23 protein-coding genes are annotated in these 22,110 nt (G+C 59.5%); 9 read left to right on the forward strand and 14 right to left on the reverse strand.

From position 1 onward, the window contains the following. Positions 1–70: 70 nt before the first annotated feature. From ACL2XM_RS04245 to ACL2XM_RS04255, 3 genes are all read right to left on the reverse strand, one after another. The gene (locus ACL2XM_RS04245) at positions 71–1,411 is read right to left on the reverse strand and encodes an anaerobic C4-dicarboxylate transporter (protein WP_410014418.1); all 1,341 of its coding nucleotides are present in this window, start codon (positions 1,409–1,411) and stop codon (positions 71–73) included. 286 nt (positions 1,412–1,697) lie between these two features. After that, on the reverse strand, positions 1,698–2,420 hold the full coding sequence (dcuR, locus tag ACL2XM_RS04250) for a two-component system response regulator DcuR (protein WP_410014419.1): 723 nt from the start codon (positions 2,418–2,420) through the stop codon (positions 1,698–1,700). A gap of 4 nt (positions 2,421–2,424) precedes the next feature. Next, positions 2,425–4,038, reverse strand: coding sequence for a sensor histidine kinase (locus ACL2XM_RS04255; RefSeq protein WP_410014420.1), 1,614 nt, complete (start codon positions 4,036–4,038; stop codon positions 2,425–2,427). A 514-nt stretch (positions 4,039–4,552) separates the two neighbouring features. Between ACL2XM_RS04255 and hybO the strand changes: the two genes are divergently transcribed. Genes hybO through hybG form a run of 8 tightly spaced genes read left to right on the forward strand, consistent with a single transcriptional unit; the run spans position 4,553 to position 11,385 of the window. Then, positions 4,553–5,680 (forward strand): hydrogenase 2 small subunit, encoded by a 1,128-nt coding sequence (gene hybO / locus ACL2XM_RS04260; protein ID WP_410014421.1) that lies wholly within the window; start codon positions 4,553–4,555, stop codon positions 5,678–5,680. 3 nt (positions 5,681–5,683) lie between these two features. Continuing rightward, on the forward strand, positions 5,684–6,790 hold the full coding sequence (gene hybA / locus ACL2XM_RS04265; RefSeq protein WP_413723208.1) for a hydrogenase 2 operon protein HybA: 1,107 nt from the start codon (positions 5,684–5,686) through the stop codon (positions 6,788–6,790). Next, positions 6,777–7,976, forward strand: a complete 1,200-nt coding sequence (hybB, locus tag ACL2XM_RS04270) for a Ni/Fe-hydrogenase cytochrome b subunit (protein ID WP_413723207.1) — start codon at positions 6,777–6,779, stop codon at positions 7,974–7,976. The genes hybA and hybB overlap by 14 nt, the downstream gene beginning before the upstream one ends. Continuing rightward, positions 7,954–9,657, forward strand: coding sequence for a hydrogenase 2 large subunit (hybC, locus tag ACL2XM_RS04275; RefSeq protein ID WP_410014424.1), 1,704 nt, complete (start codon positions 7,954–7,956; stop codon positions 9,655–9,657). The genes hybB and hybC overlap by 23 nt, the downstream gene beginning before the upstream one ends. After that, positions 9,657–10,229 (forward strand): HyaD/HybD family hydrogenase maturation endopeptidase, encoded by a 573-nt coding sequence (locus ACL2XM_RS04280; protein WP_413732457.1) that lies wholly within the window; start codon positions 9,657–9,659, stop codon positions 10,227–10,229. Before hybC ends, ACL2XM_RS04280 begins: the two co-directional genes overlap by 1 nt. Then, positions 10,216–10,746, forward strand: coding sequence for a hydrogenase-2 assembly chaperone (gene hybE / locus ACL2XM_RS04285; RefSeq protein ID WP_413732458.1), 531 nt, complete (start codon positions 10,216–10,218; stop codon positions 10,744–10,746). The genes ACL2XM_RS04280 and hybE overlap by 14 nt, the downstream gene beginning before the upstream one ends. Then, positions 10,739–11,080, forward strand: coding sequence for a hydrogenase maturation nickel metallochaperone HypA (gene hypA, locus ACL2XM_RS04290; protein WP_413728050.1), 342 nt, complete (start codon positions 10,739–10,741; stop codon positions 11,078–11,080). The genes hybE and hypA overlap by 8 nt, the downstream gene beginning before the upstream one ends. Positions 11,081–11,097: 17 nt before the next feature. After that, positions 11,098–11,385 (forward strand): hydrogenase maturation factor HybG, encoded by a 288-nt coding sequence (gene hybG, locus ACL2XM_RS04295; protein WP_410014428.1) that lies wholly within the window; start codon positions 11,098–11,100, stop codon positions 11,383–11,385. 99 nt (positions 11,386–11,484) lie between these two features. Here hybG and frdD read toward each other — a convergent pair whose 3' ends face one another. The 10 genes from frdD to ACL2XM_RS04345 all read right to left on the reverse strand — a co-directional run bounded on the left by frdD (position 11,485) and on the right by ACL2XM_RS04345 (position 19,566). Further along, complete coding sequence (gene frdD / locus ACL2XM_RS04300; RefSeq protein WP_410014429.1) at positions 11,485–11,835, reverse strand: fumarate reductase subunit FrdD; 351 nt, start codon at positions 11,833–11,835, stop codon at positions 11,485–11,487. A gap of 13 nt (positions 11,836–11,848) precedes the next feature. Beyond that, positions 11,849–12,244: a fumarate reductase subunit FrdC gene (gene frdC, locus ACL2XM_RS04305; RefSeq protein ID WP_410016777.1), complete on the reverse strand. Its 396-nt coding sequence runs from the start codon at positions 12,242–12,244 to the stop codon at positions 11,849–11,851. Positions 12,245–12,260: 16 nt separating this feature from the next. Continuing rightward, positions 12,261–12,995, reverse strand: coding sequence for a succinate dehydrogenase/fumarate reductase iron-sulfur subunit (locus ACL2XM_RS04310; protein ID WP_413732460.1), 735 nt, complete (start codon positions 12,993–12,995; stop codon positions 12,261–12,263). Beyond that, the gene (gene frdA / locus ACL2XM_RS04315) at positions 12,988–14,793 is read right to left on the reverse strand and encodes a fumarate reductase (quinol) flavoprotein subunit (protein WP_410014431.1); all 1,806 of its coding nucleotides are present in this window, start codon (positions 14,791–14,793) and stop codon (positions 12,988–12,990) included. The genes ACL2XM_RS04310 and frdA overlap by 8 nt, the downstream gene beginning before the upstream one ends. A 379-nt stretch (positions 14,794–15,172) precedes the next feature. Then, entirely contained in the window at positions 15,173–15,478 is a 306-nt protein-coding gene (locus ACL2XM_RS04320; RefSeq protein ID WP_413732462.1) for a hypothetical protein, read from the reverse strand. 17 nt (positions 15,479–15,495) lie between these two features. Next, positions 15,496–16,761 carry a PTS sugar transporter subunit IIC gene (locus ACL2XM_RS04325; RefSeq protein WP_413728053.1) on the reverse strand — a complete coding sequence of 422 codons (1,266 nt, stop codon included), beginning with the start codon at positions 16,759–16,761 and terminating at the stop codon, positions 15,496–15,498. Between the two features lie 50 nt (positions 16,762–16,811). Beyond that, positions 16,812–17,111: a PTS sugar transporter subunit IIB gene (locus ACL2XM_RS04330; RefSeq protein ID WP_410014434.1), complete on the reverse strand. Its 300-nt coding sequence runs from the start codon at positions 17,109–17,111 to the stop codon at positions 16,812–16,814. A gap of 202 nt (positions 17,112–17,313) precedes the next feature. Continuing rightward, positions 17,314–17,757, reverse strand: coding sequence for a PTS sugar transporter subunit IIA (locus tag ACL2XM_RS04335; protein ID WP_410014435.1), 444 nt, complete (start codon positions 17,755–17,757; stop codon positions 17,314–17,316). Positions 17,758–17,990: 233 nt separating this feature from the next. Further along, entirely contained in the window at positions 17,991–18,521 is a 531-nt protein-coding gene (locus tag ACL2XM_RS04340; RefSeq protein ID WP_413733187.1) for an AAA family ATPase, read from the reverse strand. Between the two features lie 100 nt (positions 18,522–18,621). Then, the gene (locus tag ACL2XM_RS04345; RefSeq protein ID WP_413723204.1) at positions 18,622–19,566 is read right to left on the reverse strand and encodes a tagatose-bisphosphate aldolase; all 945 of its coding nucleotides are present in this window, start codon (positions 19,564–19,566) and stop codon (positions 18,622–18,624) included. 234 nt (positions 19,567–19,800) lie between these two features. On the opposite strand from ACL2XM_RS04345, the gene ACL2XM_RS04350 reads away from it, so the two are divergent. Beyond that, positions 19,801–20,733: a sugar-binding transcriptional regulator gene (locus ACL2XM_RS04350; RefSeq protein ID WP_410014437.1), complete on the forward strand. Its 933-nt coding sequence runs from the start codon at positions 19,801–19,803 to the stop codon at positions 20,731–20,733. 86 nt (positions 20,734–20,819) lie between these two features. Here the strand turns inward: ACL2XM_RS04350 and ACL2XM_RS04355 are convergent, their stop codons facing one another. Next, positions 20,820–22,028 carry an aminotransferase class I/II-fold pyridoxal phosphate-dependent enzyme gene (locus ACL2XM_RS04355; protein ID WP_410016779.1) on the reverse strand — a complete coding sequence of 403 codons (1,209 nt, stop codon included), beginning with the start codon at positions 22,026–22,028 and terminating at the stop codon, positions 20,820–20,822. Positions 22,029–22,110 lie beyond the last annotated feature (82 nt).

A 22,110-nucleotide genomic window follows, 5' to 3' on the forward strand; every position in this document is an offset into this window, starting at 1 on the left:
TTATGCGATAAACAAAAATAAATCGCGCGGCGGGTGTTCCATCCGCCGCGCCGCGCGATGCGAGTCGTGTTTATAAAAAGCCGTAGGCGGCGGCCAGGATCCAGCCGACAAGGCTTGAGACGCCCACGCCAAGCAGGCCCACCAGGATAAAGCTGTGGTTGATGACATACTTGCCGATATGGGTGGTGCCGGAACGGTCAAACTGGATAGCCGCCAGGTCGCTGGGATAGGTCGGCAGGATATAATAGCCGTAGCAGGCGGGCGCCGAGGCGACGATATAGGCCGGGTCGACGCCGATGGCCAGGGCCAGGGGCACAATCGCCGCCAGCGCCGCGGCCTGGGAGTTGACGAACTTCGAGACCACCAGCAGCGCCAGCGCGTAGGCCCAGGGATGGACCTTGATAATGGCGCCGAGGCTGGCTTCGATTTCGGCCAGGTGCGCGCCGAAGATGGTTTCCGCCATCCAGGCGATGCCGTAGACCGCCACGATGGCAATCATGCCGGAGCGGAAGACTTCGTTTTTCGAGATGGCCGCCGGGTTGGTCTTGGTGGCGATGATAATCAGGGCGCCGGAAAACAGCATGCACATCTGGATAACCAATACCATCGACAGCCGTTTGCCGCCGAATACCGGCAGCAGCTGCGGCATCGCGCCCAGCAGCGCGACGACGGCGATGGTGGCGAGGAAAATCCACATCGCCACCCAGTTGCTGCGCGGCAGCTTCTGGTTGAGCAGGGTGGCGGTATCGCCGTAGACATAGTGGCGGTTTTCGGGGTCGGCGATAAATTTCTGGAACACCTCGTCCTTATCCAGGTCCTTGCCGCGGAACCAGCTGAAGATACCGATGGCCAGGATGCCGCACAGGGTGGAGGGAACGGTGATGGCCAGCAGGTCGAGGAAGTCGAGGTGGCGGCCGTTAAAAGACACATTGCCGAGCATGGCCACCAGGGAGACCACCGCGACCGACACGGGGCTGGCGATAATGCCCATCTGGGCGCCGACGGAGCTGGCGGCCATGGGACGTTCTGGGCGGATATTATTTTTAATCGCCACGTCGTAGATGATGGGCAAAATGGTGTAGACCACATGGCCGGTGCCGCAGAGGATGGTCAGGCAGCAGGTGACGAAGGGGGCGACGATGGAGACGTATTTGGGGTTGCGCCGCAGGAGTCGCTCGGCGATTTGCAGCATGACGTCCAGGCCGCCGGAGGCTTGCAGGGTGGCGGAGGCGGCGACCACGGCGATAATCACCAGCATGACGTCGACCGGGGGTTTACCGGGTTCGAGATGGAAGACGAAGACCAGGATAACCAGCCCGATACCGCCCAGGAGGCCGAGGGCGATACCGCCCTTTCTGGCGCCGTATAACAGACAGGCCAGAATAACGGCCAGTTGAATAAAAAATGCCATTTGTACTTTTCCTTTGTTTAATAACTTTATTTAAATTCACTGCTTAACAAATAACTCCGTTTAAAACCACAATGATTGTGCTGAATCACATACCGACGCTTTTTTTAGTTAATAATATGATTTAATATTTTTATGTTATAGCCAATCTTATTTAGGCAAATCATATTGTTGTTTAGATGTTAATGCTTATGATGTGAAATAATTAATTTGATTTAAGGGCGGGAATTAAACACTATTGCTGGCGAAACCCGCCGCCGCCGCACCGGCATGATGCGGCGGGCGGCATTTACTGGAAACACTGGCGCAGCGCCTCCAGTTTTTCCGGTAATAAGCGGTAAAAATAGACCGGGCGCCCCATGGAGCCGTAAAAAATGGTGGTGGTAAGAATATCCGCCTCCGCCAAATATATCAGGTATTTGCGGCAGGAGACCTTGGAGATGTTGATGGCGTTGGCCAGCATCTCGGTGGAAAATTCCCGATCCTTGCTTTGCTCAATCCACTCGCCGATGGTGCGCAGGGTAATAACGGTCAGGCCTTTGGGCAATTTTTTATGGCCGTGATCGGCGTCGGCGGTTTTATGGTGAATTAAATGGTCGATATCGGACTGCGCGCAGTTTTCGCGCAGGTCGAGTAAATTGACCTCCTCGCGGTAGCTGACCAGCGCCTGTTCAAAACGGGCGAACTGAAAGGGCTTGATAAGATAATCCACCACGCCGTATTTGAACGCTTTTTTCACCGTGCCGACATCGGTGGCCGAGGAAATAATCAAGACATCGGTTTGCTCGCTGATTTCACGGATGATGGGCAGCAGATCCAAGCCGTTATCCTGCTGCATATAAATATCCAGCAGCACCAGATCAATTTTATCCCCGGCCGCCATCAGCAGCGACCGCGCCTGCTGCAGGGTGGAGGCGGTGGCGTGGTATTGAAACCCGCTGACCTGGCTCAGGTAGCATTTGTTTAATTCGGCCACCATGGCGTCATCGTCGACAATCAGAGTATTTATCATAGGGTTACCCCGTTTTTATCCGATATGGCAAAGTGATGTCGAAGCGGGTGCTCACCCCCGGTTCAGACGTAAATTCCATCCATCCGCCCAGCCGTTCCACGCCTTCCCGGGCAAGATAAAGGCCGATGCCGCGGCCGGTGCCTTTGGTGGAAAAACCGCGCTGGTAGACCGTGTTCCCCACGGCCGGGTCGATACCGGGGCCGTCGTCGCTCACCGTGCACTGCAGCAGCATATCATCCCGATAGAGGAAACTGACGGTGATCGTGCCTTTTTCGCTCTCGGACAGGGCATCCATGGCATTTTCAATCACATTGCCCAATACGGTGATAAGGCAGGCGGTGGTGTCGTTATCATCGGTATCGGGCAGCCAGCTGTCCTCGGTAATCACCAGGCCGATATCAAGGTCGCGGGCGCGGTTAATCTTACCGAGCAGGAAACCGGCGATCACCGGCGATTTGACGATACGAATCAGGGTGCCGATTTCATTTTGATAATTATTGGCCGTTTTCAGGATATAGGATTCCAGCGCCTGGTAGCTTTTTAAATGCAGCATGCCGAGAATCACATGCAGCTTGTTCATAAATTCGTGGGATTGCACCCGCAGGGTATCGGCATAGGCCGACATGCCGTCCAGACGCTCGAGCAGGCGCGCCACCTCGGTTTTATCGCGAAACGTGGCAATAGCGCCGACGATGTCCTCGCCCACGATCACCGGCACGGTATTGGTCAGCAGCACGCTGCCGTTGATATGGCTTTCCCGGTCGCGCTGGGGCTTGCCGGTTTGCAGCACGTTGCGTAAATAGAGCTGCGCCGGCCAATTCTTGCTTGCCGCGTCCAGCAGCAGGTTTTCCCAGGGGCCGTGCTGTTTGAACAGCCGTTTGGCCTCGTCGTTGATAAGCGTAATCTGGCCGTCGGCGTTGACGGCAATCACCCCTTCCTTGACCGATTGCAGCATGGCGTTGCGCTCCTCGAACAGTTGCGCGATTTCATGGGGTTCGAATCCCAGCATGATGCGCTTGAGCGCCTTGACCAGCAGCCAGGTGCCGATACCGCCCACGGCGGCGCCGATAAGCGCGGTCCACAGCAGGTTCCAGCGGTTGCCGTTGACGATGGTCTGTACCGTATCCAGTGAAATGCCAATCGCCACCACGCCGATTTGCCGCTGCGCGGCGTTATAGACCGGGGTATAGATACGCAGCGCCCGCCCCAGCGTGCCCTGGTTAATCGCCTGGTGTTCCCGCGCCTGGAGCGCCGGCAGTATATCGTCGCCGACATAGAGTTTACCCAGCAGTTCGGCATTCGGATGCGAATAACGTATCCGGTTCATATCGGTGACCACGACAAAAAACAGGTCGTTGCGTATCCGCGCGGCTTCGGCCACCTGCTGAATGGCGCCCGGATTGCCCTGGCCGCCCAGGCCCTGCACCACCTCGGGATCCTGCGCCAGGGTGCGGGCGATGGCGAAGGCTTTATCCCGCACGTTGTTCTCGGCCAGTTCGCTTATCTGGCTGAAAAACAGCATATGGACCACCACCAGCACGGAAACGATGACACCCGATACCATGAGAATGACGGAGGTGCTCAATGTCAGCGGCGCTTTGCGGGTGTCTCTGGCCATGTGTTCTCCGTGTTCGCCAATCGTCTTGCCCGGGATGATACGACAAAATAAGGCTGAAGGAGGGGTATTTTGCTGCCGTTATCATTACGCCGCGCCATGAATAAGATGGTAAAGACTCTGCTTGCTTCTGACGCGGGTCTGCTTCACACTCCCGGCAAAAATAGCGGCGGGCGCGCATAAAACCAGCGCCTGATTATGCCGTGGCTGAAAATAATCTCCGGTAGAGGATTATTTTACTTAATAAAATAACAGAATAGTTATTTAATGGCGTGCGTCGTGGAAATATAATGCATAGAGGTCCAGCCTAACAAAAAACAAATAAAGTAAAATTTTAGAGTAAACATTTTGAAATAATATTGGTTAAAAATGTTCTTGGTCACAAATAATAAAAATATAAATTGTCATTTGGCCCTAAATTGATAGAGATCAATTTAACCCTCTCATAATAATTTCAGGGTCTCAATGACGCAGCCGTGCTTGAGCAGCGTTGCCATGTAAGAGGCCCAAAACCACTATGAATACCCGCATTACTCCCCCGGGGGTTGATCGCCGTACCTTTTTAAAACTGTGCGCCGCCCTGGCCGCCACCATGGGCCTGAGCAGCCGCGCGGCCGGCGAAATGGCCCGCTCCCTGGCGCAGCCGACGCGGCCGCCGGTTATCTGGATCGGCGCCCAGGAATGCACCGGCTGCACCGAGTCCCTGCTGCGCGCGACGCATCCGACGCTGGAACACCTGCTGCTTAACGATATTTCCCTGGAATACCATGAGGTGCTCTCCGCCGCCTTCGGCGCCCAGGCCGAGGACAATAAGCAGCGCGCGGTGGAGCGGTACCGCGGCAAATATGTGCTGGTGGTGGACGGTTCCATCCCGCTCAAGGACGGCGGCGTGTACTGCATGGTGGCCGGCAAACCTATTGTCGAGCATATCCGTGAATGCGCCGAGGGCGCCGCCGCCATTATCGCCATCGGGTCCTGTTCCGCCTGGGGCGGCGTGCCGGCCTCGGGCAGCAATCCCACCGGGGCGGTCAGCCTGCAGCAGGCCCTGCCGGGCAAAACCATTATCAATATCCCGGGCTGCCCGCCCAATCCACATAATTTCCTGGCGACGGTGGCCCATATCATTACCTGGGGGCGCGCGCCGGCGCTTGACGCCGCCGGGCGGCCCACCTTTGCCTATGGCCGTCTGATTCATGAAAACTGTGAACGGCGGCCGCATTTCGACGCGGGGCGTTTTGCCCGGGAATTCGGCGACGAGGGGCATCGCCAGGGGTGGTGTCTGTACCATCTGGGCTGTAAAGGACCGGAGACCTACGGCAACTGCCCGACCCTGGAGTTTTGCGATGTGGGCGGCGGTATCTGGCCGGTGGGCATCGGCCATCCCTGTTATGGCTGCAATGAGCAGGGCATCGGCTTTACCAAGGGGATTTTCCAATTGGCGAATGTGGAAAACCCCACCCCCAGGGCGGAAAAACCCGCCGTCCATCAGCCGGAAGGGGCGCCGCGCTCCGCCACCGCCACCGGCCTTATCGGCGGCGTGCTGGGGGTGGTGGCGGGCGTCGGCCTGATGACGGTGCGTGAACTGGGCCGGGCGCAGAATAAACAGCGCCGGGATCGGACCGACGCTTCGTCCCGGGAGGAGTGAGCCGTGAACCGACGTCATTTTTTTAAACTGACCTGCGCCGGGGCCTTGCTGGCGGGCGTACCCGCCGCCGCGCTGGCGCAGGCGCAGAATAAACCGCCCATTCCGGGCGCGCTGGGCATGCTGTACGATTCCACGCTCTGCGTGGGCTGCCAGGCCTGCGTGACAAAATGCCAGCAGGTCAATCATTCTCCCAGGCCAGCCGCGGGGAAAACCTATGCCGGCGGCGCGGCCACCTGGTCGGATAATGACAAGCTCAGCCCGTATACCAACAATATTATCCAGGTATGGACCTCCGGCACCGGCAAAAATAAGGATCAGGCCCAGGACGGCTACGCCTATATCAAAAAGCAATGCATGCACTGCGTAGATCCGAACTGCGTATCGGTCTGTCCGGTGTCCGCGCTGAAAAAACACCCCACGACCGGCGTGGTGCACTACAACGCCGATATTTGCACCGGCTGCCGTTATTGCATGGTGGCCTGTCCGTTTAACGTGCCGAAATACGATTATGACAATCCGCTGGGCCAAATCCATAAATGCGAGCTGTGCAACCAGCCCGGCGTCGCCCGGCTGGATAACGGCGGCTTGCCCGGCTGCGTCGAGGTCTGTCCCACCGGCGCGGTGATTTTCGGCACCAGGGAAGCGCTGCTGGCCGAAGCCCGCCAGCGTCTGGCGCTGACCCCGGGCGTTGAATATCTGTATCCCCGCCAGACCCTTGGGGATGGGGATCGCTATGCGCGCGCCCTGCCGCGGTATGAACCGCATATCTACGGCGAGAAAGAGGGCGGCGGCACCCAGGTGCTGGTGCTGGCCGGGGTGCCGTACCAAAATCTCGACCTGCCGGCGCTGGCGGAGTTGTCCACCGGCGCGCGCTCGGAGCATATCCAGCATTCGCTGTATAAAGGCATGGTATTGCCGCTGGCGGTATTTGCCGGGCTGGCGCTGCTGGTGCGGCGCAATACCCGCGACGGACACGACGGCGACGATAAGGCCGCCGGACCTGACCTATCCGGCGCGGCCGGCGACGATGCCCCGGGCGGGCGGGAGGCGTCAGGCGCCAAAACGACGCGCGTAGCGCCACCAGGAGAGAATAATCATGACGATGCATAAGGCCAGCCCGCTGGGCGGACGTCTGTTCGCCAGGCCCATTATGTACCTGGCGCCGCTGGTGATACTGTGCGCGGGGCTTATCCTCAGGCGACTGCTGTTCGGCATCGGCTCGGTGGCCAACCTGAACGGCGGTTATCCCTGGGGCCTGTGGATTGCCTTCGACCTGCTGGTGGGCACCGGCCTGGCCTGCGGCGGGTGGGCGCTGGCCTGGGCGGTCTACGTCTTCAACCGCGGCGAATTCCACCCGCTGATGCGTCCGGCGCTGCTGGCCAGCCTGTTCGGCTATTCGCTGGGCGGGTTGTCCATCACCATCGACGTCGGCCGCTACTGGAACCTGCCGTACTTTTATCTTCCCGGCTATTTCAATACCTCGTCGGTATTGTTTGAAACCGCGGTATGCATGACCATCTACATCGGCATCATGGCGCTCGAGTTCGCGCCGGTACTGTGTGAAAAGTGGGGATGGCACGCCCCGCGCAAATGGCTCGATAAAGGGATGTTCCTGATCCTGTCGCTGGGCGTTCTGCTGCCCACCATGCATCAATCCTCCATGGGGTCGCTGATGATTGCCGCCGGCATCAAGGTGCATCCCCTGTGGCAAAGCTACGAAATGCTGCCGCTGTTTTCGCTGCTGACCGCCTTTATCATGGGGTTTTCGATGGTGGTGTTTGAAGGTTCGCTGGTGCGGGCGGGGCTTGCGGGCCGCGGAGCGGACGAAACGCCGCTGTTCACGCGCCTGACGCGCATTATCGCCGTTTTCCTGACGATCTTCATCCTGCTGCGCTTTGCGGAAGTGATCTGGCGCGGCAAGACCGGCTATTTATGGGCGGGCGATCGCTATGCCGCGCTGTTCTGGGCGGAAATCGGCCTGATGCTGGCGCCGTTGCTGATGCTCTGCCTGCGACGCTGCCGCCGGGACGCCCGCGCGCTGTTTATCGGCGGGCTGTGCATGCTGTCGGGCGCGGCGCTGTGGCGCCTGGATTATTCACTGATCGCCTTCAATCCCGGCGGCGGTTACCGCTATTTCCCCGCCGTGGGTGAAATCCTGATTTCAGTGGGCTTCGTCGCTATCGAAGTCTGTGCTTACATAATGTTGATTCGCCTGTTGCCGGTCCTGTCCGGGACGGCGGACCGCCATCACGATCGTCCGATTGAGGTAGAGCATGAGCCAACGCATCACCATTGATCCTGTTACCCGTATCGAGGGCCACCTGCGTATTGATTGCGAAATTGAACAGGGAAAAGTGGTCAAGGCCTGGTCGTCGGGCACCATGTGGCGCGGCATGGAAGAAATTCTCCAGGGCCGCGATCCGCGCGACGCCTGGATGATTGTCCAGCGTATCTGCGGGGTGTGCACCACGGTGCACGCCATCGCCTCGGTTCGCGCGGTTGAACACGCCCTGGGCATGAGCGTGCCGGTGAACGCCCAGTATATCCGCAACCTGATCCTGGCGGCCCACAGCATCCACGATCATATCGTGCATTTTTACCAGTTGTCGGCCCTGGACTGGGTGGATATTACCTCGGCGCTCAAGGCGGATCCGGTGAAAGCCGAAACGCTGCTCAAAGGCCTGTCCACCTGGTCGCTGAACAGCGCGGCGGAGTTCGCCAGGGTACAGCAAAAGATCAAGGATCTGGTGGCCAGCGGTCAACTGGGCATTTTCGCCAACGGTTATTGGGGGCATCCGGCCATGGCGCTGCCGCCGGAAGTCAACCTGATTGCGGTGGCCCATTACCTGCAGGCGCTGGAATGCCAGCGCGACGCCAACCGCATCGTCGCCATGCTGGGCGGCAAAACGCCGCATATCCAGAACCTGGCCGTCGGCGGCGTCGCCAACGCCATCAACCCGGATATGCCCAGCGTGCTGAACCTGGAACGGCTGATGTATGTCAAAACCTTTATCGACCGGCTGGGCGACTTTATCGAGCAGGTGTATAAAGTCGACTGCGTGGTGATCGCCGCCCACTATCCGCAGTGGCTGACGCTGGGGCGCGGGGCGCGGCATTACCTGAGCGTGCCGGAGCTGCCGCTGGATGGCAAGGGCGAGACCTTTTGGCTGACGGGCGGTTATCTGGAGGACGGCGACGCCGCCCGTTTCCGCCCCATCGCCAGCCATACCGACCCGTTCCTGATGGACGGCATCCAGGAAAGCGCCAAACACGCCTGGTACCAGGACGACGAGCCGCTGGCCCCCTGGGAGGGCCGTACCCGGCCACAGTACACCGGCTGGCAGGAGGACGGTAAATATTCCTGGGTAAAATCACCGATATTCTACGGCCAGACGGTGGAGGTCGGTCCGCTGGCCTGGCTGCTGTGCGGGCTGGCGGCGGGCCACGAGGGCGCGCAAACCCACTTTTCGCAGCTTGGCGCCGCCTATCGCCATCTTACCGGCAACACGTTGCGCGAGGCCGATCTGCATTCCACCCTGGGGCGGGTCATCGGCCGCACCGTGCACTGCTGCGTGCTGAAAGACTCGCTGAGCGTGATGTGGCAACTGCTGGTGGACAATATCGGCCGGGGCGATCACCAGACCTTTATCAAGCCGGACATTCCGCTGGATAAGGAACTGCGCGGCGTAGGCTTCGGCGAAATGCCGCGCGGCATGCTGTCGCACTGGGTGGTTATCAGGGATGGCAAGATTGCCAATTACCAGGCGGTGGTCCCCTCCACCTGGAACGCCGGCCCGCGCAACGGGCAGGACGTGCCGGGGCCTTACGAGCAGTCGCTGGTGGGCACGCCGGTGGCCGACGCCGCCCGGCCGCTGGAAGTGGTGCGCACCATCCATTCCTTCGACCCCTGCATGTCATGCGCCGTGCACCTGGTGGACGCGACCGGCCGGGAAGTGAACCGGGTAAAGGTGCTGTGATGCGTATTCTGGTGCTGGGTATCGGCAACCTGCTGCTGAGCGATGAAGCGGTGGGGGTGCGCATCGTTGAAGCGTTGGCGCGCCGTTACCGGTTCACGCCCGCCATCGACATCCTGGACGGCGGCACCTCGGGCATGGAGCTGCTGGAAACCCTGTCCGGCCGCGATCATCTAATCGTGGCCGACGCGGTGCTCGCCGGCCATGCCCCCGGCGCGGTGGTGGTGCTGCGCGACGATGAGGTGCCCGCGTTCCTGACGCAAAAGCTGTCGCCGCATCAGCTGGGACTGGCCGATGCGCTGATGGCGCTGCGCCTGCTGGACGCGTTTCCGCGCCGCCTGACCCTGGTGGGCGTGGAGCCGCAAGCGCTGACCATGCGCATCGGCCTGACCGATTGCGTGGCGCGGGCGGTGGAACCGGCGCTGGGGCAGGTGATTGCCGCGCTGGAGCAAAGCGGCGTGACCGTGTCGGCGCGGGAAGCCAGCGACGCGCCCCCCGGCGCTGACGCCGGCCCCTTTTCCCGGCCCGACGATAATGACCCTTCTGATAAGGGAGACACCCATGCCGCGGTATGAAGATCCTCCCGCCCGGACAAGGGCTAATGAGGCCGCGGCTGCCGTCGGCGACGCGCCCGCGTCGTGGCTGGAGCCGCTGTTCCGGCGCATCGCCGATGAGCGCATGCGCGATTTGCCGTTTTTCCGTCCGGCGGTGCCGGTGCGCGCCTGCGGTTTCACCCTGTTTGAACAGCAGTGGCTGGGATGCCTGCTGACCCCCTGGATGCTGAGCCTGTGGGTATTGCCGGGGCCGGGCCAGGAATGGCCGCCGATGGAAAACGGCGCGCGGCGGGCGCTGGCGTTGCCGTGCGGCAATGTCACCTTTATCAGCGGCGAGCTGGCGGGACGGGGGCCCTATCTCTCCTGTTCCCTGATGTCGCCGCTGGATGCCGGGCTGACCGGCGCCGGGGCGGTCGCCCTGGCGGAACACTGCGTGAAAATGGCGTTGTCGTTGCCGGTGCGTGACGGCGACTGCCCGCCGGACGCCGATCGCCGCGCCTGGCTCACCCGCGGCCGGGGCGGCGCCCCGGATGCATGAGCTTTCCCTGTGCTACGAGGCGCTGGCGCTGATTGACCAGCAGGCCCGCTCGCACGGGGCGCGGCGGGTGACCGGGGTCTGGCTGGAACTGGGCGCGCTGTCGTGCATCGAGGAAAGCGCCCTGCGTTTTTCGTTCGGCACGGCGTGCCGCGGCACGCTGGCCGAAGGCAGCGCGCTGCACCTTGACGTGCGGCCGGCGCCGGCCTGGTGCTGGTCATGCGGCGCCGCCGTCGAGATAACGCACCATGGCGCGGGCTGCCCGCGCTGCGGCGGTCACGCGTTGCAGGTTAACGGCGGCGACAGCCTGCGCGTCAGGCAGCTGGAGCTGGAGTAACATCCCTTGGAGAGAGTATGTGCATAGGCATTCCCGGTAAGATCGTGGCCGTCGGGGCCGATATTCACCAGCCGGCCTGTATCGAGGTCTGCGGCGTGCAGCGCGCGGTAAATATCGCCCTGGTATGCGAAGGCGAACCCGCCGCGCTGGTCGGCCAGTGGGTATTGGTCCATGTGGGATTCGCCATGAGCCTGCTCGATGAGCAGGAGGCGCGCGAGACGCTGGCGGCATTGCAGTCCATGCAAATGGTCGGCCTGGAGCTCGACGAAATGAGACAGGATGGGAAGCGGCGGGTAGTGGGCTAAAAACAACGCCCGATAACGGCAACGCCCCGCCACCCGGGATACGGGTGGCGGGGCGTTGCTGATTAACGTGCGGATAGGGGGTAGGTTAACTTGCCCTGGTTAAAAAATGCCCACCAGCGTCACCACGGTCAGGATGGCGGCCAGTCCGTAAAACACCCATTTGCCGGCCGGCACATGAATTTTCAGGTCATGCGTGCAGTGATAAATGCGATGCAGCCCGCACCACAGCGGCAGGACAATCATCAGCAGCCAGAACAGGCGGCCTATCAGGGTATGGCTGAACGCGAGCACCCGCGGATAGCTGAGCGCCTCGCCCGGATACCAGCCCAGCGGCAGCAAAAAGGCCACCAGCAGGATTATCACCGGCGCGACGATGGCGCTCCACATGCCGCCGGCGCCGAACAGGCTCCAGAAAACCGGTTCATCGGCGCGTTTCGGATTTTGATTCATAGCGTTCTCCTGATTAAACGACAAGGGCCACGGCCAGTATCACCACCGTCACCACCAGCGTAACGCCCCAAAGCGTGGCGATAAACGGCGCCGGACCGACCTTTTCATCCTTGACGACCAGCACAGTGGCCTTGGGCGCCAGCTCAAACCAGGTTTTGGTATGCAGCAGCGCCGCCAGCAGCGTCAGCAGGTTAAGCGCCAGCACCACCGGGTTTTGCAGGAAATGCACAAACCCGTCCCAGTTCGCCTCGCCGGCCTTCAGCGCATACAGTCCGTAGATCAGTTCCAGGCTGAACCAGACCGCCGGTACGGCGGTGCCTTCGCGCAGCATATAAAAACGGTAGAACCCCAGCTTCTGCCACCAGTTGGCCGGCATGCTGCGAACGTAGGGCTTGCGTTTGGTTGTTATCATGTTAATCACTCCCTTAGCGAGGTTTCAGCATGGCGATCATAAAGTCCTGGGTGCTCGCCACTTTGCCCTGCTGAATGGCGGCGGCGGGATCCACATGTTTGGGACACACCTCCGAGCAGTAGCCGACGAATGTGCAGCTCCAGACGCCGTTTTCGCCGTTCAGCTGCGCCATCCGCTCCTTTTTGCCGTGGTCGCGGTTATCCAGATTGTACCGGTGCGCAAGCGTAATGGCCGCCGGGCCGATAAACTCCGGATTCAGCCCGAACTGCGGACAGGCGGCATAACATAAGCCGCAGTTGATGCAGCCGCTGAACTGATGGTATTTGGCCATCTGCGCCGGGGTCTGCAGGTTGGTGCCTTCCGACGGCTGGCGGTTATTGCCGATGATATAGGGCTTAATCGCCTCCAGGCTCTCGATAAAATGGGTCATGTCCACCACCAGATCGCGCTCGATGGGGAAGTGGCCCAGGGCCTTGACCTTCATGCCGTGGGGATATTCGCGCAAAAAGGTTTTACAGGCCAGCTTCGGCACATTGTCCACCATCATGCCGCAGGACCCGCAAATGGCCATCCGGCACGACCAGCGGAAGGACAGGTCCGGCTCCAGGTTATCCTTGATATAACCCAGCGCGTCCAGCAGCGAGGTTTGCGCGTCATAAGGCACGTCGTACACCACGGGATGGGGGGCCTGATCCTGCTCGGGGTTATAACGCATTACCTCAAGCTTCAGCGTGTTCATCTCAGCCATTGGCCTGCTCCTTATCCTTTTTATCCTGTACCGCGGCCGCGGCGCCCTCGCCGCCGTACATCCGTTTGGCCGGCGGCAGGGTGGTGATCTTCACGTCGCTGTATTCCAGACGCGGCGCGCCGTCGGGATTATAAAACGCCAGGGTATGCTTGAGGAAATTCACGTCGTCGCGCTCGGTACAGCCCTCATCGAGCCGCTGGTGGGCGCCGCGCGATTCCCGGCGGTGGAACGCCGAATGCGCCATGCAGTCGGCCACCTCCAGTCCGTTGCCCAACTCAATGGTGTAGAGCAGATCGGTATTAAACACGCTGGAGGTATCGGTAATGGTAACCCGTTTAAACCGCTCTTTCAGCTCGGCCAGCTTATCCATGGTTTTTTGCATCAGCTCCGGCGTACGGTAGATGCCGCAGCCTTCTTCCATCGACAGGCCCATCTCGTCGCGGATGGCCGACCATTTTTCATTGCCCCGCTGGTCCATCAGGCGTTGCAGGGTGGTTTCCACGTCCCGCGCCTGGGCGTCGAGGACGGCGTTATTGGCGGCCGGCGCGGCCGCCGCGCTGGCCGCGGCCTGTTCGCCCGCCAGGCGGCCGAACACCACCAGCTCGGCCAGGGAATTGGAGCCGAGACGGTTGGCGCCGTGCAGGCCCACCGAGGAGCATTCGCCGACGGCAAACAGACCGCGGATGCGCGTTTCGCATTGCTGATCGGTTTCAATGCCGCCCATGGTGTAATGGGCGGTGGGGCGTACCGGGATGGGATCCTTCACCGGATCGACGCCGACATAGGCTTTCGACAGTTCACAGATAAACGGCAGCCGTTCCAACAGCTTTTTCTCGCCCAAATGGCGCAGGTCGAGATAGACCACGTCGCCGCGCGGCGTGGCGATGGTGCGCCCGGCGCGCCATTCGTGCCAGAACGCCTGGGACAGCTTATCGCGCGGACCCAGTTCCATATATTTGTTTTCCGGATGGCCCAGCGGCGTTTCAGGCCCCATGCCGTAGTCCTGCAAATAGCGATAGCCGTCTTTATTGACCATGATGCCGCCTTCGCCGCGGCAGCCTTCGGTTATCAGGATGCCGGAGCCGGGCAGGCCGGTGGGGTGGTACTGAACAAACTCCATATCGCGCAGCGGCACGCCGTGACGCAGGGCGATGCCCATACCGTCGCCGGTGACGATGCCGCCGTTGGTGTTATAGCGATAAACGCGGCCGGCGCCGCCGGTGGCCATGACCACGGCGTTGGCGCGGATGCAGATGCGCGTGCCTTCCATCATATTGATGGCCACCAGTCCGCGCGCCTGGCCGTCGTCCACCAGGATATCCAGCACGAAGTGCTCGTCGAAGCGCTTGATCTGCGGATATTTCAGCGAGGTCTGGAACAGCGTATGCAGAATATGGAAACCGGTTTTATCGGCGGCGAACCAGGTACGTTCGATTTTCATCCCGCCGAAACGCCTGACGTTCACCCGGCCGTCGGGCTTGCGGCTCCAGGGGCAGCCCCACAGTTCAAGCTGGGTCATCTCCTCCGGGCAGTGGCGGACAAAATGATCGACCACGTCCTGCTCGCACAGCCAGTCGCCGCCGGAGACGGTATCGTGGAAATGGGAGTCAAAAGAGTCATGATCCTGGGTGACGGCGGCGGACCCGCCCTCGGCGGCCACGGTATGGCTGCGCATGGGGTATACTTTCGATACCAGGGCGATAGTCAGGTTGGGATGGGCCTGCGCGGCGGCAATGGCGGCGCGTAAACCCGCGCCCCCCGCCCCGACGATGACGATATCGGCATTAAAGGTTTGCACTTTATTCTCCTGCTCATCGGACATTGCATTAAAATCAACAAAACGCAGCGGGATATTTAATTGACTTTAATAATTAAAATAACTGAAAATTTTTAATTAACTAAATTAAGCACACTAATTAATTTGATTCTTCTAATGATGCCATACATTCAGATAATAATAATATATTCCGTATGGGCAATAATGCGAGTGTGGATGAATACAGGTATGATGTAGATCAACAAAAAAAAGAGAAGTGAAATCATTTTGTTAAATTGACGGCAAAGCGGAATAATTGGCATTCAGCTATTGATGTCGCGCGCGGACAGGGAACGGCAACTGCCCGCCGGGACGCGCCGCCGTCCCGGCAGGGTTATTTTGACGTCAGGGCCGCCGGCGGTTAAAAACCACAACGGATGGCGTCCTTGCTTTGCTGCATCAGCGCATCGATTTTCTGGGAAAACGCCTCGATGCCCGCGCTGTCGCCGCGCTCCGAGCACTGGCGCCGTTTCAGGTTGTAGGCTTTCATCAGCTGCGCCTGGGCGGGGCCGGGCTTGCCGTAGCACGCGACGCTCTTTTCCCAGCAGGCGATGGCGGCGTCCGTGTCCTGCCGCTCAAACAGCGTCTTGCCCAGTTCGTTAAGCGCTTTGGCGCATTCTTTCGGCGCCAGCCCCTGCGCCAGGATAGTATCAATAGACGAGACCATGGATCCTCCGCGTACGGTTAATGGAAAAAGTTAAGAATATGACCGAACACCAGTCCGACGCTGATGACATCCGAATCACTGAACGTGACGTTGGAAAACCCATACTGGCCGAGCAGGGGCAATAGCAACGCGGGCAGCAGGGTAATAAACAACCCATGGAACACGCCGCCGATGATGGCGCCGCGCCGTCCGCCGACGGCATTGCCGAAAATACCCGCGGTGCCGCCGGCAAAAAAATTGGTCAGCATGCCCGGCAGGATCATCGCCAGTCCCATGCTTGGGAACAGGAACATGCCGATAACCGAGCCGATGGTGGTGGAAATAAAACCGATAATCACCGCGTTGGGGGCATAGGGGAACAGCACCGGGCAGTCCAGCGCCGGAATGGCGTTGGGCACGATGCGCAGCGCGATGCCGCGAAACGCCGGTACGATTTCCGCCAGCAGCAGCCTGACGCCCGCCAGCAGGACATAAACCCCGACCACGAACTGTACCGATTGCAGGAAGGCATAGACCAGGTAGTTAACGCCGTGGGCATAAGGGGCGATCACCAAGGGGCCCGCGGCGATGGACGGAATCAGGTAGATCGGGATCATCACCACCATCATGGAGAGATACGTGTCCTGGAGAAAGGAAAACGACTGGGGCAGCTCCAGATCCTCGGTACTTTTGCCGACATCGCCGGTAAGCTTCGCCACGCCCGCCTGCACGATATAACCAATAGTGCAGAAATGGCCCAGCGCAATATCGTCCGACCCCGTTATCTTGCGCACAATGGGCTGCGCCAGCACCGGCATGCCGACCGCCATGACGCCGGCGATAACGCCGCCGATAAGGATTAATTCCGTCCCCCGCAGCCCGCCCATGTAACCGATAACCGAGCATACCGTGGCCATCCAGAGCGAGGCCTGGCCGGTGAGGAAAATATATTTATAGCGAGTGAAACGGGCGATAAGAATATTAATTACAAACGCCAGAACCATGATCAGGGCGGTTTCCCGTCCCAGGGTTTGTTGGGCGATGCCGGCAATGGAACCCACGTCGGTGACCACCCCGCGCATATGGAATCCTTTCTGGAAAACATCGCCGAGGAAGTTTAACGCAGTGACGATAATATTGGCGCCGGACAGCAGGACTAAAAATCCTAATAGCGTTTTAAGCGTGCCGGTAATAACCTGTCCGGGGCTCTTTTTTTGCGCGATAAGCCCAATCATGGCGATCAATGATATCAGTATCGACGCCTGGCCGAGCACATCGTTGACAATAAAATGGAGGAAAGACATAATAAGTCCCCTGTAGGGTTTGCAACAATCGGATTATCAATCAATCAATATCAAGCCAGGTAGCCTTTTTCCTGTAATACTGGCGTTAGTTTTTCTTTTATTTCGTTTTTATCAACCAATCTTTTAAGGTAAATAATAGTGGCATTTATCGTATAATGCTGGAACTGTGATCGGAAGTTTTCGCCGGTCATTATTATATCCGCCCTGCTTGACGTGGCGCTGGAAATATCACAATGAGACAAATCGGCATCCACGCCCAGATCTTTCAACGCGGCCTCAATACTCATTTCGCACGCAAAACTGCTGCCCAGTCCCGCCCCGCATACCGCCAGAATTGATAATTTTTTCATAATACAGGTTCCTTAAGTGATTCATCTGTAGGGTAACCGCCGCCATCGGGCCGGCATGACGCCGATGACGATAGCTCAATACCGCTTCCGGCGGACAGCCTGCGGCCTGCCCATCCTGAATAGCCATTAACCGGCCATGCGCCTGGCCCACCGGCGTTGATGGCCGCCTGGGTTGATGGTTATCGCCCCTTAGGGTGATACGTTAAAAATGGCGCAGTATGGCCAAAATCTCTTGTTCATCCCGCGCATGTTTTAAGGTATTTACCGCCTCCTCATCGCAAAATAATTTTGACAGGCTCGCAATCATTTCAATATGTGAATGGCTGTCGACGGCCGCCAGGGCAAAAATAACGTACACCGGATCGTTATCTTCGCTGCCGAAGGTCACGCCTTGCGAAACGATAACCAAGGACAAGGCGGTTTTAATTACCCCTTCCTCCGGCCGGGCATGGGGCATGGCAATGCCTTCGCCCAAGACATAGTAAGGGCCTATTTGTTCATGCATGGCGTAAATAGCCTGGAGATAACGGCTCTCAACCGCATGCTGATCGATAAGCGGCTGCACCGATAACGCCACTGCGCTTTGCCAGTCTTTCGCCTGATTAATTAAGCGAACGTTACTTTCGTTAATCCAGTCCGTTAACATAAAGACCCTTTTTAGCTAGGTATAGATATATACTAGTATGTTTCTGTTTCCTTATAAAAACTGTGATCCATCTTTATCTATTTCTACAATATTGTAAATAATAATAAAGAGTTGTTTTGAAAAATAATGCCAAATACTATTACGGGCTTTCTTTATATATGAAGAAGGCCTTTTTAAGCAGCAATGTTCTATTATATTCGGTCAGGTGTGAGTTATCTCCTTACAGTTTGTGGTTATATCACCGCGGCGCGCGGCAATGTTTGCATTATCCAGTCGTAAATAACGCGCGTATCCTGCGGTTGGTCCTGGTCGACGCTAAAGACCGGCCCTAATGCCATCGGTCCGGCGCGTTCCGCCAGCGCCCGCAGTTCGGGTAGATATTCCGCGCCGGGATGGCCGGGCAATCTGTCCGCCAGGCGCGCGGCATACCGGGCGGCCGCCAGTTGCGCGGAAATCCGGCACCACACTTCGACCAGGCGCGTCACGCCAGCGTGCGCCAGATAATGCGCTAATAGCTCCCGGGGCTGGAAGCCAAACCAGGCGTCTATGATAAAGGTGCTTCCCGCCGGGGCCTGCGCCACGATGGACCAGACGGCCTGGTAACTGGCTTTGCCAAGGGTACGGTTCATCGTGCGGTCGACACCGCCCAGATGCTGCAGAAACGGGTTTTTGATCCCGTCCAGGGATAACGAAAGCCAGCCGGACTGCCGGGAGAGGCCTGCGGCGAGGGTGCTTTTACCGGAGGCGGGGATACCGTTGATCATGATAATCCGCTTGCCGTTGTCACTTTCCGGCCGGTCCTGATGCGACGCCTGGGCGCCATTAGCAGGAGAAAACCGGATGCTGTCGGTCGCCGCGCCCTTGTCAGACATGTTTTACCTGCTCCGTTAACGCGTCTCTCGTCGGCCGGGTCGCGTGAAAATATTGTTTAATCACGGCCTGAATTTCGTTCAGCCGGGGAATAGCCAGCGTTTCCAGTTTTTGCCGGGTGGCCTCACGGTCCAGGGAAATACAATCTTTCCATAACGAACGGCCCGCAATGACGCCGGAGGCGCCCTCGCTCATGGCGTCCGCCACCTGGGTCAGGAAGGTGGCGTGATCGACGCCCGCCGAGAGCACGGCCCAGGGCACGTCGCCGGCAAGCCGGGTGATGTCCGCACAGGCCTGCGGCGAACCGGGATAGGGTAATTTCAGCACCTTGGCCCCGCATTCCAGGCAGATTTTCGTGCCGCCATAGATAAGCTCCGGGATTTTCTGCTTATATTCCTCGTCCGTTTCATCATCGAGTTTATACGTCAGGAACTCAACCACCAATAATAAATCCTCGCGGGTGAAATCCTCGATGCATCGGCGCAGTATAGCGATATTGTGCTGGTTCGCCCCGGCGCGATCCGAGCGCAGATACACCATGATTTTGCCTCCGGTGGCGCCGAGCTCGCGCACCCGCCGGGCGTTGATATGGTCAACCAGCCGCGACAGCCGGTAGCCTTCGGGCGTGGTGTCGAACCCGGAGGCGTCGAGGCCTATCAGCAGCGCCGTGTCGCGCGCAATGATGCCGTCGTCCACCAGCTGCGGCACGGCGCAGACCGGATCGACCAGCACGCATGACGCCTTGCTTGCCAGGTAACGGGTGATATCGGCCTTGATCAGTCCCAGTTCGTGTTCGGAAATCTGCGCCTGCCGGGCGGGATCGTTGGATAGCAGGCTGCGCATGGCACCTCGCTGATCGCAGGCGATAACCAACATGGCGCCGTTGCTGCCACAGATTTGTTGATAGCTGCGTAATTCTGAGGTGGACATTTTTGACATGAATTTCTCCTTTACCTGAAATTTATTACAGACAAAAAACGCGGTGATACGTTGTTACCCTTTGTCATCATCGTCCTTGATTAAATGGGAGAAAATGGTCCCAATGCTGCGGTTTATAAGGGGTTTCTCCCTGGGGAACGATTGCAATTTCCCGCATATTGCGCAATAATTCCCCATCGACAGAGGTGAGTGTAATACATTACAGAAAGGAATTTCAAGCTGAAAGAGCCAATTTTGCAAGATCTTGCAGCTACTCGCGCCATGATGCATATGGTGGCGAAGCTGCATTACGAGTCCGACATGCCCCAGGTGGAAATTGCGCGCAAGTTCGATGTCTCCACCGCCACCATTTCACGGCTGCTGAACAAGGCGCGCGCCGCCGGCATCGTGCGCATCGAGGTGGTGGCGCTCTCTTCGCCCGAGAATATGACGGCGGACCTGATTAAGCGCCTGGGATTAAAGAAGGCCTTTGTCGTCGACGCGCCGCCGGCCAATGTCCTGGGCTCGCTGGCAGCGCCGCTGGCGTCGCTGCTGGAACAGGCGGGGCTGGGCGCCGGATCGGTGCTGGGCATCGGCTGGGGCAGGGCGGTGCGGGAGGTGACCCTGACGGGCATGCCGCGGTTGCCGGGCATCCTGACCGTGGCGCTGAACGGCGGTATGCAGCAGGCCGCCCCCCATTTCCAGATTACGGAGTTCGTCCGGCGCGCCGCCGAGCAAATGGAAGGCAAGCCCTATTTCCTGCATGCGCCCTATATATCGTCCGCCGAACTGCGCGACGCGTTTCTCGCCGATCGCAGCGTGCAGGATATTATTTCGTTATGGGATCGGCTGGATGTGGCGATTGTCGGCATCGGTCTGACCCATGCGCCCAAACCCGGCGAATCCACCACCGCCATCGCCGATGAAAAGACGCTGAGCCGGGCCGCCGGCGACGTGCTGCGCCATTACGTGACCGAGACCGGCGAGGTGCTGCACTGGGAAGGGGAGGCGCGCATGATCGCCGCCTCGCCGGAACAGCTCAGGCGCACGCCGCTGACCATCGGCGTGGCCGCGACGCCGGAAAAGGCCGCCGGCATTATCGGCGCGGTGCGATCGGGGATGATCAATTCCCTGGTGACCGATGTGAACACCGCCCAGGCGATACTGGACCGGCTGCCGGCGGGTTAACCGGCCTTTGCCGGGACGGGGACGGGGGATAAAAGCCAGCGCTCGGCGCAACGGGGCGCTGGCAAGGAGGACGACGCGCCGAGTCTTCAGCGTAAGGCGCGGCACGCGCGGGTAATGCGTTCGCAGGCCTCGCTCAGGCGGCTATCGTCGATGGCGTAGGCGATGCGCAGGTAAGGCGACGCGCCGAAGGCCGAGCCTTGCAGGGTAGCGACATGGCCGGCGTCCAGGAGATAGGCGGCAAAATCGCTGTCGCTGGCGAGGGTGGCGCCCGCCGGTGTTTTTTTGCCGATCATGCCGGCGCAGTTGGCGAACACATAGAATGCCCCCGGCGGTACCGCCGCCGCCAGGCCGTCGATGGCATTGACGCAGGCCATGATGACGGCGCGGCGCCTGGCCAGGGTCGCCATCCAGGCGTCCATAAATCCCAGGCCCTGCTCCAGCGCCGCCACCGTCGCGGCCTGTGAAATGGAGCTGGGATTGGAGGTGCTTTGCGATTGCAATATCTGCATGGCCGCCACCAGCCAGTCCGGGCCGCCGGCATAGCCCAGCCGCCAGCCGGTCATCGAATAGCCTTTCGATACGCCGTTTACCGTCAGCACCCGATCTTTCAGCCGGGGCTCTACCTGCGCCAGGGTAACGAATTCGCCCGCCGCATGGCAGATATGCTCGTAGATATCATCGGCCATGATCAGCACCTGCGGATTGTCGAGCAGCACCGCGGCCAGCGCCTTCAGCTCGGCGCGCGAGTAGACCGCGCCGGTGGGGTTGTTGGGGGAGTTCAGTATCAGCCAGCGGGTCCTGGCCGTAATGGCGGCGGCGAGATCGGCCGGGCGCAGTTTCCAGCCGTGGGCCTCGGCGCAGGGTACGATGCGGGCTTCGCCTTCGGCCAGCGCCACCATATCCGGATAGGATACCCAATAAGGGGCGGGGATGATCACTTCGTCGCCGGCCGAGACCGTCGCCAGCAGGGCATTGAAGATCAGCTGCTTGGCGCCGCTGCCCGCGATGACCTCCTGGGGCGCGTAGTCGACGCCGTTTTCGCGGCTGAATTTGGCGATGATGGCTTTTTTCAGGGCCGCCGTGCCGGGAACGGCTGTGTATTTTGTTTCACCTTGTACAATCGCATCTATGCCTGCCTGTTTGATGTGCGCCGGTGTATCGAAGTCGAGCTCGCCTTCACCGAGGTTAATCACATCCACGCCGGCGGCGGTTAGCGCGCGGACCTGATCGGAAATCGCCGCGGTCGGCGATGGTCTCACCCGGCGTAAGCGAGGCGCAAGTAATTCAGCTGACATCATTTCCCCTATCTATGAAATAATAAAATTGTATTATGTGATACAATAAAATCAATTTAAGCTATCACGTCTCCAGGCGGAT

This window comes from Sodalis sp. RH20, assembly GCF_047324205.1.
Lineage (GTDB): Bacteria > Pseudomonadota > Gammaproteobacteria > Enterobacterales > Enterobacteriaceae > Acerihabitans.